Annotated in this window: 5 protein-coding genes and 1 pseudogene; 2 read left to right on the top strand and 4 right to left on the bottom strand. The window is 68.4% G+C overall.

The genetic code is table 11. The annotated features are described in order from the left end of the window. Nucleotides 1-84: 84 nt before the first annotated feature. On the top strand, nucleotides 85-1,755 hold the full coding sequence (locus tag C9F11_RS43380) for an IS1182 family transposase (RefSeq protein WP_138958190.1): 1,671 nt from the start codon (nucleotides 85-87) through the stop codon (nucleotides 1,753-1,755). Between the two features lie 187 nt (nucleotides 1,756-1,942). Beyond that, nucleotides 1,943-2,874: pseudogene (locus tag C9F11_RS43375) on the top strand (IS5 family transposase). A 15-nt stretch (nucleotides 2,875-2,889) separates the two neighbouring features. Here the strand turns inward: C9F11_RS43375 and C9F11_RS43370 are convergent. From C9F11_RS43370 to C9F11_RS43355, 4 genes are all read right to left on the bottom strand, one after another. Beyond that, the gene (locus C9F11_RS43370; RefSeq protein WP_138967841.1) at nucleotides 2,890-4,890 is read right to left on the bottom strand and encodes a hypothetical protein; all 2,001 of its coding nucleotides are present in this window, start codon (nucleotides 4,888-4,890) and stop codon (nucleotides 2,890-2,892) included. Nucleotides 4,891-5,678: 788 nt separating this feature from the next. Beyond that, nucleotides 5,679-8,240 (bottom strand): ATP/GTP-binding protein, encoded by a 2,562-nt coding sequence (locus C9F11_RS43365; RefSeq protein ID WP_249402301.1) that lies wholly within the window; start codon nucleotides 8,238-8,240, stop codon nucleotides 5,679-5,681. A 143-nt stretch (nucleotides 8,241-8,383) separates the two neighbouring features. Next, a protein-coding gene (locus C9F11_RS43360) for an IS5 family transposase (RefSeq protein ID WP_212767961.1) occupies nucleotides 8,384-9,327 on the bottom strand; the annotation gives its coding sequence in 2 pieces (ribosomal slippage) (nucleotides 8,384-8,952 and nucleotides 8,952-9,327; 945 coding nt in all). Between the two features lie 157 nt (nucleotides 9,328-9,484). Further along, entirely contained in the window at nucleotides 9,485-10,402 is a 918-nt protein-coding gene (locus tag C9F11_RS43355; RefSeq protein WP_138967839.1) for a replication-relaxation family protein, read from the bottom strand. Nucleotides 10,403-10,446: the final 44 nt, after the last annotated feature.

Below are 10,446 nucleotides of genomic sequence, written 5' to 3'. Positions count from 1 at the left end.
CGAATTCGGGGCTCTGCGTGACGTCGGCCTTCAAGACCTGGTTGTGGTCTTGAAGGCCGACGTTGTCGTATGGGGTGGGTGTCGATGTCGATGCGTCCGATCGGAGATGGGGAGATCCCCGCGGAGACGGTGCGGGTGGCCCAGGCGGCGTTCCCGAAGGGCAGTCTGGCGATCCGGTTGCGGGATGAGCTGGGGGTGCTGTTCCGGGACGAGCAGTTCGCGGATCTGTTCCCGTCCCGGGGCAAGCCGGCCTGGTCCCCGGGCCGGCTCGCGCTGGTGTCGGTACTCCAGTTCGCCGAGGGGCTGCCCGATCGGCAGGCGGCCCTGGCGGTGCGGGCCCGGATCGACTGGAAATACGCCCTGGGCCTGGAGCTTACCGACCCGGGCTTCGACTACTCCGTACTCAGCGAGTTCCGCACCCGGCTGGTCGAGGCGGAAGCGGGGCAGCAGGTCTTCGACCACGTCCTGGAGTCCGCCCGGAAGGCGGGAATGCTGAAGGCGCCAGGCAGGGCCCGCACCGACTCCACCCACGTACTGGCCGCGATCCGGTCGCTGAACCGGCTGGAGTTCGTCATCGAGACCCTGCGCGCTGCGCTCAACGCACTCGCCGCTGCGGCCCCCAACTGGCTGTCCGCCCACGCTGATCCGGCCTGGTTCGACCGGTATGCCACCCGGCCGGAGGACTACTGGCTGCCCTCCGGCAAGGCCAAGCGGACCGAGTTGGCCGAGCAGACCGGCCGGGACGGCATGCGCCTGCTGGCCGACGTGCACGCCGCCGGGGCGCCCGTGTGGCTGCGCGAGCTGCCCGCCGTCCAGATCCTGCGCCGGGCCTGGGTTCAGCAGTACGTGTTCGATACGGAGGGCGAGGTGCGATGGCGGGACCCAAAAGAGTGCCCGCCGGGTGCTCTTCGCCTGGTCAGCCCCTATGACACCGACGCTCGCGCGAGTGTGAAGCGGGATATCAAGTGGGACGGTTTCAAGGTCCATTTGACCGAGACCTGCGATGCGGACACGTCTCACCTGATCACGAACGTGCTGACGCAGGACGCTACCGTCCAGGACAGCACGGCCACCAACCTGGTCCACGACGCCCTCGCCGCCAGGGACCTTCTGCCCGGCGAGCATCTACTGGACGCTGGCTACATCGACGGACCCCGCATCGTCACCGCCGATCGTCAGTACGGCATCACCCTGACCGGCCCCATCCGCGGCAACACCACTGCCCAGGCCAGCGGCCCCTACAGCCAGAGCGCCTTCGCCATCGACTGGCAGAGCCAGACCGTGACCTGCCCGAACGGCAAGAACGCCACCCAATGGCGGGACAAGATCTCCGATCGTGGCGCCCCCATCATCATCGTCCGGTTCTCACCCGCTGACTGCCGCACTTGCCCCGCGCGCCCCGAGTGCGTGAGCTCACCCCGAGCCGCGAGAAGGGAAATCACCCTGCGGCCCCGGGCCGAACACGAGGCGATCCAACAGGCCCGTGCAGCCCAGGGCACTCCCGAGTGGCGGGAACGCTACGCGGCCCGCAACGGCATCGAGGGCACCCTCTCCCACGCTGTTCACACCGCCGGTCTGCGCCGGTGCCGCTACCGCGGACTCGCCAGAACCCGCCTCCAGCACCAGCTCACCGCAACCGCGATCAACCTTGCCCGCCTCGACGCCCACCTCACCGGAACACCCCTGGCCCGGACCCGCACCAGCCACTTCGCACGACTTCGCCCCGCCGACCAAACGATCGACGGGGCGAAGTAGCAGGACCCCGAATTCGCCAACGGCATCCCGGTAGGTCGGCGGCCCCTGGAGATCTGTACCGGTCAGATGGTGTCCGCGTTCGGCAATCTGGTGGGCACTCAACTCCCGTGCCAGGCAGCGCGGGTGGGCTAGGCACTGTTTCTCGGATCTCCTGACGTGACATGGGTGTTGGGGTCAGGCTGGGTGTATGGGTCGTGGGGATTTGACGAATGCGGAGTGGGATCGCCTGGAGTCGCTCCTGCCTCGTGGTGGTGCGCGTGGAGGCCGGTGGAGTGACCATCGGCGGGTGATCAACGGGGTGTTGTATCGGGTGCGGACGGGTGTGCAGTGGCGGGACCTGCCGGAGCGGTTCGGACCGTGGGAGACGGTCTACAAACGTCATCGCCGCTGGTCGGCGGACGGAACGTGGGCGATGCTGCTGTCTCGCGCCCAGGCGGCCGAGGACGCAGAGGGCCGGATCGACTGGGACATCTCGGTGGACTCCACCACGGTGCGGGCGCACCAGCATGCTGCCGGCGCGAGGAAAGCCCCCTCGGCCCCGCCCCCTCAAAAGGGGGCGGGGCGGGGTACGAACCAGGTCGATCCGGTGGTGCGGAAACTGGTCGTCCGGCTGGAGGAGGTGGTCCGCTCGGCGAATGCCTGGGACGTTCCCGCGGCGGGTTCACCACCAAAATCCACCTCGCTGCCGACGGACGATGCAGACCCCTCACCTTTGTCCTGACACCCGGACACTACGGTGACGGGCCTCAGTTCGAGCGGGTGCTGAGCCAGATTTCCGTGCCCCGCAGCGGAGTTGGGCGGCCACGGAGCCGCCCCGATCACGTGCTGGCCGACAAGGCCTACACGTCCCGGAAGAACCGCCGTTACCTGCGACGACGCGGAATCCGGCACACCATCCCCGAACGCCTCGACCAGCAAAGACACCGGCGAAACCGAGGTTCCCGCGGCGGTCGGCCCACCGGATTCGACAGCGAGCGTTACAAGAAGCGCAACACCGTTGAACGGGCCATCAACCGCCTCAAGGGCTTCCGCGCCGTCGCAACCCGCTACGAGAAACGCGGCTACATCTACCTCGGCACCATCACCCTCGCAGCCCTCGCCATCTGGCTTCGCACGTGATCCGAGAAACAGTGCCTAGAGCAGGGCTCGGTAGACGATGTTCAGGTCGTTGCCGGAGGTGGCCATGGCGGGGTTGGATAGGCTCTTTCCGGCTGCGGTCACCCGCACGAAGGTGTTCCAGCCGTTGTCCGTGGTGTGGCAGAGGTGGATGTGGTCGTCTCCGCCGCGCACCGCGCAGTGCAGGGCGGTACCGCGGACGGAGAGGGCGGGCGCGTTGGGCGTCGATCCCGACAGCAGGGTGGGGGCGGGCCATCGGTTGTCGGCGTTGAACCGGTCGTCGCGTGCCGTGACGCAGATCTTGTCGTCGGTGTTGCGGTAGGCCAGGTGGAGTTTGCCGTTGAAGACGGCCAGGGCCGGGGCGCTGGTGGACTGGTGGGCGGGCCATTCGGCTGCCGTCTGCCAGCTGCCGCCGGTGCCCATGCTGCCGACCATGAGGCTGCGGTAGTTCTTGCCGTGGAATGTGGCGAGCCACAGCCGGTTGTTGTGGACGGCCAGGGCTGGGCCGGTCTGGCACCAGCCGATGAAGGAGGTCAAGGCGGTCCAGCTGTCGCCCCGGACGGAGGACAGGACCCATGCCCTGTTGTTGGTTGTGTCGCCGGCGGAGCGTTTGACGGCCAGATAGAGCTGGCCGTTGAAGGAGGCCAGAGCCGGGGGGTACAGGGTGCTGACGCCGGGAACCTGGCCGAAGCCGCTCCACCGTCCGTCGGTCTCTCGCCGACTGACGAAGACCTGGTTGCCCATGCCGCGGACCGCGCAGTACAGGTTGCCGTTGTGCATGGCCAGCGCGGGGGCGTCGGGTGTCTTTGCACCAGGCCATGGAATCGACGGGGCGCCCCAGCCGGCACTGTGGGTGAGGAGAGTGACATTGTTGCTGCTGGGCTGGTAGTACCTGCCGCGGATATCGAGGGAGAATTCCCCCTCTTTCGCGGTCGGGCCGATGAACCACCAAGTGGTGTCGGGGTTTGGCCATATCGGGTCGGCCAGGGCGTTCATGGCTGCGCGGTCGAAGGCGATGGTGCGGTGGCTGAGCAGGTCGTCTGCGAGCCAGCCGATGATCTCCCCGATCAGGTGGCCGATCGTGCCGAGCATCGCGATGAAGTCGGCCACCAGCTCCCACGCTGTGCCCCCCGGCAGGACACCCATGATCTCGGCAGTGTCCTGGAGCCCGGTAGCGATCTCCCGGATCGTCCTCGCCAGCGCGGGGTCGACCTTCTCGTCCGCCTCCCAGCACTCGATGTGGACGAGGAGGACCTTGCTGACCTGCCCACGGAACAGGACGGTGTTCGCGTCCATGTTGTGGGTCTCGCCATGGTCCACATCACCGTAGGTGCGGGTGATGCTTTCCTGCTTGACACCCTCGTCGGCACCGGCGGCCAGGGCCCAGTAGATCTCGTTCGATCCGCTGAGCTCATGGGATTCGGTACGGCAGTAGAACCGGGGCAGTGTCATGTCGACCTGCAGCGGCGGCTTGTCCTGCGCGACCGACTGGTGCCCGGCGGCGGTCACCAGCGTTGCGCCGTACCCGTAGGCGGCCATCCCCTGCTGGAACTCCTCGGAGTCCGGCGCGGCAGGGGCGCTGTCCTCTCCAACAGGAGGGAGGGAGTCGAGGTCGACCATGTTCACGTTCGCCTGCGCCGCGATCTCCTCGCGTACCGCGGGCAGATCCCGGATGAGGTCCTCGATGGAGTACCCCTCGGAGACCGGGCGTGCCGCGAGAGTGTCCGGGAGCAGCCGGGAACGGGTGGCGGCCTCCTCCTGGTACACCCGGCCGAAGTCGCACACCTCTTCCTCCGACAACAGCTGCGCCACCGGCCGTATCAGCCGGGCTTCGAGGTCGGTGGGTTCCAGGCCGGACTGGAGGCGGGCGGCGCCGTGCAGCATCACCCCGTACAGCAGGCGCGCGCCCCTCGAAACTTCCGTACGCCCCTCAAAGGCAGCGGCAGGCGCACCGCTCTGCAGCCGCTCACGCAGCCGCTTCAGACGCTCGTCCCGGGAAACCGACAGCTCAGGCGACATAGACGATCCCATCGAGTGGAAAGGGGACTCGGGGTCAGCGCGGACTGACCTTCCCACGGACATCACCGTCTGAGACAGGCTGTTTACGGTCAGTGCCACCTCTCGCTTTGGCGTGAACACCCGAGCCGCCATACAGGCCCGCAAGCGCACACAGGCTGTCCACAGTGCGCCAGCCTCACGACGACACGCCGGACAAGATCCCGCGAAGAGACCGAACACCGTCACCCGAAAAGCGGGGAGATCCACAGAGCAGGTATCACCAAATCACCGAGCACCTGCGGCCAAAATCGAAGAGCGCCATCAACAGCCACCAATGTGCCGCGCGAGAGCTCCCGCCTCTCCTCGGAGGTGAAGCGGCGGGAAGCGATGCGCCATGCCGGGCTCGGGCCGACCGACATGCCCTGGATGGGATGGAAGGAGGAGGTTCCGGCGGCGGGGATGGCAGAGCACTGCTTCGGCAGTACACACAAAGAGGAGACCCCTTTGGGCACGGATCAGGTGAACGGGTACGACTTGGGTGCCGAGGGAAACGTGACGGCGACGGAGCCCGATCCTGCTCCGGAGGAGCCGCCTGAGGAAGAGCAGGGAGACGGGGACGGTGGAGCGAACTCCTGATGGGCAGCGCTGGTTCATCCCCTTGCTGCTCAAGGTGCCGGAGCAGGAACTCCCGGACCTGAAGTGCCGGGTGCACCCCAGGCTGAGCCCGTCCGTGTCTTCGGCCGCTGGATCTGTCCCGTGTGCGCGCCTCTGGAGGATGGCCAGTCTCCGTCTGCGCCGCTGCCCAGATCTCACTCGTAGCCCTGGGCCGTGGGCCCGGTGCTGGTTTGTACGGCTTGATTCAGGAAGATGCTGACGCGTTCGCGGTGTTCCGTGGCACGCGCGGTGAGCTGGTCCAGAGGCAGAGCTCCCGCGGTGGCAAGCGCAGCACGTTCGAGGGCAGGGGCCTGGTGAGGGCGGGCCAGGTCGGCGAAGACCTCGTCGAGGTGGGGCCCGTGCAGCAGCACGGGCCCCACTCGGCGGCCTTCGACAGTCAGAGAGGCGTAGTGGTCGAAACGGTCCAGCGAGGCAACTTCGGCCGCGCTGGGGGTGTCACCCCATTCAGCGGTGATCGGGGCGATGGCGCTGGCTGACCCGGCGGCGCTGGCCAGCGTCGAAGCGTTCTGGACCAGGGACTGCCGTACGGGGCCGGGGAGCCGTCCCAGGAGCTGCGTCATCCCGTGCACTTGGATCTTGTACTTCCGGAAGTCTTCGAACATGGACGCGATGGTCTCGGGTGCGGCGCCGGTCAGGGTGATCAGTTCGTCGAAGTAGCCGCGGAACGGGACGCGCCGGGCTTCTGGGGTATCGACACGCGAACGTCCGGCGCGCAGCAGGTCGTGGGCCAGAAGGGCAGTGACCAGCCGGTCGGTGGGGCCGGTGCCGGCCGTGCACACCCACACGATCATCCGGCTGTCCATCGTTGCCCGGATGTTGTATCGGCCGATCGGCTGGCCGAGGAAGGCTCGGGTCACGGGGTTGGTGGCCAGCCGGTTGATGCCGTTGAGGACCACAGCGAAGGCATCGGACGGGAGCGTTGGGAACGTGGTTCGCCACCAGTCCATCGTCTCCTCGTCCAGCAGGCCCTCCACTGTGTTCAGCGCTGCGGCGCGGAAGGCGGGGCTGGTCAGCATCGGCCGGACCTGGAAGAGCGTTGCCTGGTCCTCGGGCCTGTCCTCCTGGCATGCGCTTCGGTTGATGCACACCAGTACGGCTAGGGAGGCGGTGAGGATGGTGATAGCCCGCGGGGCGTTGGCGTTGTCCCAGCCCAGAGCCGTGGCGTAGGAGTCGGTGACGGCCTCGACGACTTCGTGTGCGACCTGGCCCCGGTCCATGCCCAGGGGGTTCCACGTGCCCAGTTGAGGAGCAGGGCCCTTTGTGGTGAGGTCAAACAGGGCGATGCGCTGTATCAGAGCGTCGTGTGCCAGGAACGGCAGGGCGCGCGGCCAGGAGTCGCGATGCGGATCGATGAAGATCAGTCCGCCGCCCGCATGTCCCCAGCCGATCGCCTGAGCCAGGGCACGCTCGGTCTTGCCGCCGCCTGCCTTGCCCACCCCGACCTCGAACAGCGTCTCTGCGGCGTGAGTGGCCACCAGGCGCCTGCGGCTGTCCGGGCCCTGGTAGTACCCCTGGAGCAGCAGCTGGGGGTCGCCGAACCGGAAGGTCGGCAGATCGCTGACGAGTAGCGGCAGTCGGCAGTGCACGGTGGGCGGTTTGAGCAGCCCGGTGAGCTCTTCCAGCCGCACCCAGTTCGAGCGCGGGGGATGGCAGTGTCCCAGATCCCAGCGCCGGTCGAAGTGGGCCCGGCCGGGCCACCGGTCTGCGCCGATGCGCCATGGCCCGACCTGCCACCCGCGCATCACCCACCGGGCGCGCCCTCCGAAAACGTCCAGGGCGGCCTGCAGTTGCGCCAGCCGGGCCTCGGCGCGGCCGGCTATGTCGGAGGCACACTGCACGAGCAGCTGAACGCGCACCAGGTGGTCGCCCTGGGCGAGTTTGCCCAGCGCTTCCTCACGGTCCACGCGCCGCGGCACCGGCGGCATGACCAACCGCCGGTTTCCGCCGGAGGAATGCTTGCCGCTGAGCAACTGCTGCAGCTGCCAGCCGATCGAGTCCTCGACACCAGCGGCGTCCCGGCGTACCCAGCTCGCCGCCCGTTGGGTCTCCCGCTGCTCCACGCGCCGTGCCGCCCTCATCAGCTGCACGCGGCGGGCTCGCAGCACCCATTTCGGTGCACGCTGGATATCCAGGCGCAGCTCGGCAAGGTCGCCGAGCTCGGCCCGCAGGTCGGCCACCGCGTCCACCAGTGGCTGCAGCGGATCAGGATCCAGCGGCACGTCACGCAGCGGTGAGATCGGGCTCCCCCGTAGCGCGAACTCCGCCCGCACGGTATGCCGACGTTGCTTGTCGCTGATCGGAGGCGCCTTGCTGACGGTGACGTGGGGACCGAATGGCGTGATCGATAGCAGCCGTTGCGCCCCGGCCGGCCCCTCGATCCGGTAGGCCAACGGGCGGGAGCCGTCCGCACGCAGCCGAATCTGCACTGCTCTGGTTCTGCGTGGCGCCCACCAGGGCATGCTCGTCGAGGCGCGCGCCAGCTGCACACCCCGGCGGAAGATCTCCTCCAGGCCCGGGTCGAAATGCCGCGAGGGCACGAGCTCGAGCGCCATCCGCTGAGAGGACGCGCGCACCGCCAGCAGATGGATCACCTGGGAGCCACCTGCCCACACGGCAACTGCGGCCAGGACGGGCAGGTACCAGAACATGGTCAGCCACCCCAGGAGAGCGACGACGACGTCCAGGACGCTGAGCATGGGCGCCTCCTGACCGGTCCCTTGCGGTGATGTCATGTCCACGTCGCGCTGCCCTTTCTGCTGGCTGAGGGACGATCCGAGACGCCGCGCCTTCGCCCGGGACCCGCGCCAACCGGCGGCTGCCCGGCTGGAGACCCGGCCACCTAGGTCGTTTCTGATGGCTCTTGGACGGTGTCGCGGAGCCAGATGACGATCGCGGCGACGGCCAGGGTGCCGTTGAAGACGTAGTCGCGCTTGTCATACCTGCTGGCGACCGCGCGAAACTGCTTCCACTTGCTCACGCACCGCTCGGCGGCACTACGGCGACGGTACTGGGTTCTGTCGAAGGCCGGAGGCCGCCCTCCCAAGCGGCCCTTACTGCGCCGGTGTTCACGCTGGTCGTCGGGCTGGGCAATGGTCGCCTTGATGTGCCGCCGCCGCAGGTAGGCGCGGGTATCACGGCTGGAGTACGCCTTATCGCCACGCAGCCGGTCCGGGCGGGTGCGTGGGCGGCCCGGACCACCTCGCTGGATCCGCAGCTCCTCCAGCACGGGGATGAGCATGGGGTTGTCGCCCCGCTGACCGGGCGAGGTCAGCCAGACCAGCGGACGGGCCCGGTCGTCGGCCAGCAGGTGGATCTTGCAGGTCACCCCGCCCCGCGAGCGCCCCAACGCCTCTCGTCCACCGGTCTCCACACGCGCCCCGCCCCCTTTTGCGGGAAGTCGCGTGGCGGCTGGTGCCGGGCCCCGGCCGCGTGTTGATGCGCCCGGCAGGAGGTGGAGTCGATATTCACCGCCCACTCCGCCTCCTGGTCCGCCGAGCGGGCCAGGGCCTGGTCCGGGTTGGTCGCGTCGGCCTCGAGCTGCAGCTCGGCCAGGAGCCGTTGCCACGTTCCGTCCGCCGACCAGCGGCGATGCCGCTCGTATGCGGTCTGCCACGGCCCGTAGCGTTCCGGCAGGTCCGGCCACGGCACCCCCGTACGGGCCCGGTACAGCACTGCGTTGATCACCTTGCGGTGATCCGCCCACTGCCCACCCGGGTCGCCGTTCACCGGCAACAAGGGCTCGATCTTCCGCCACTGTGCATCAGTCAGTTCGTGACGCCGCACCATACGAGGCACCTGCCCAGCCCCAGAACTGATCCACCCAGTCCAGCAAGAGCCATCAGAAACGACCTAGGGCAACCCAACGTCACGACGGGGCCTCGGTGGTGACCGCAGGGTGGTCGGGTCCGACCACCCTGCGGGGATGGTGATCGCTGCGGCGCTACAGGCCGCTCCACGAGCGGGGCGCGCCGCCGAGCAGAGGGGTCCACACGTTCGCGGCGGCTCCGTGCTCCTCGAGGTCTTCCAGCACGGCGGCGCCCAAGGGGACTTCCCGGGACAGGGACGCAACGAGTGGATGCTGGGCCGCCATCGCCTGCAGGTCGCCGATCCTGCTATGCAACCTGGCTGGGGAGGCTCCGGTCAGAATGAACAGGACGCGAGGAAAGAGCGGGTACCAGCGCAGCCAGGTCGGGCCGGCCGACGACTTCACACGCTGACGAAGCGGCGGGGGCTCATAGCGGAACAGCCGCGCGTACTCGATGAGCTTCACCGCGAGACGTTCGCTGCTCATCGTGGCGCGATCCACTTCCACGAACGCCCTCAGCTTGCGCCGCTGTTGGCCTGCGACCTCGGTGTAGCGCATGACGGCGTCAGCCACGAGACGCTCCCCCTCACCGATGGAATGGGACACCTCCGGCGTCCAGTCCCATGGGCCGTGCTCGTGCCCCAGACGATGAGCCTCGGCAGCGAAGGCAAGGTGGGCTCGCACCACGGTGAGCGTGTGCGGTGTCTTCAGTGACGCTGCCGTCCTCGACGTCACCGGGTATGGAGGCCGCCCCCGCAGCACAGGAAGATCCCGGGTCATCCGGGCGCCCGCAGGCGTGAGGTACCACGCATGTGTGCGGGGTGAGCGGCGCACCTCGGGCAGCACCGTGTAGTCGACGAGGCCTTCGGAGCGGAGCCGGTTCAGCACACGGGACAGCAACTGCTTCGAGCCGCGGGGCCGCAGCATCTGACGCACCTGGCTGGCCGTGGTGATGCGATGCTGCGCAAGCGCAGCCAGCACCTGATGGTGCAGTGAGTCGACCGGGCTTGGTGCCCGGCCTGTGCCCGAGGCACTCTGCCTGCGGTGAGCCATGCACGCTCCTTTGCCAAGGGGCTGACCCCGCGACCTGAGCGGCC

Source organism: Streptomyces sp. YIM 121038, from assembly GCF_006088715.1.
Classification (GTDB): Bacteria; Actinomycetota; Actinomycetes; order Streptomycetales; family Streptomycetaceae; genus Streptomyces.
The sequence above is the reverse complement of the archived record's forward strand: the minus strand, read 5'-3'. Positions and strand labels throughout refer to the sequence as shown.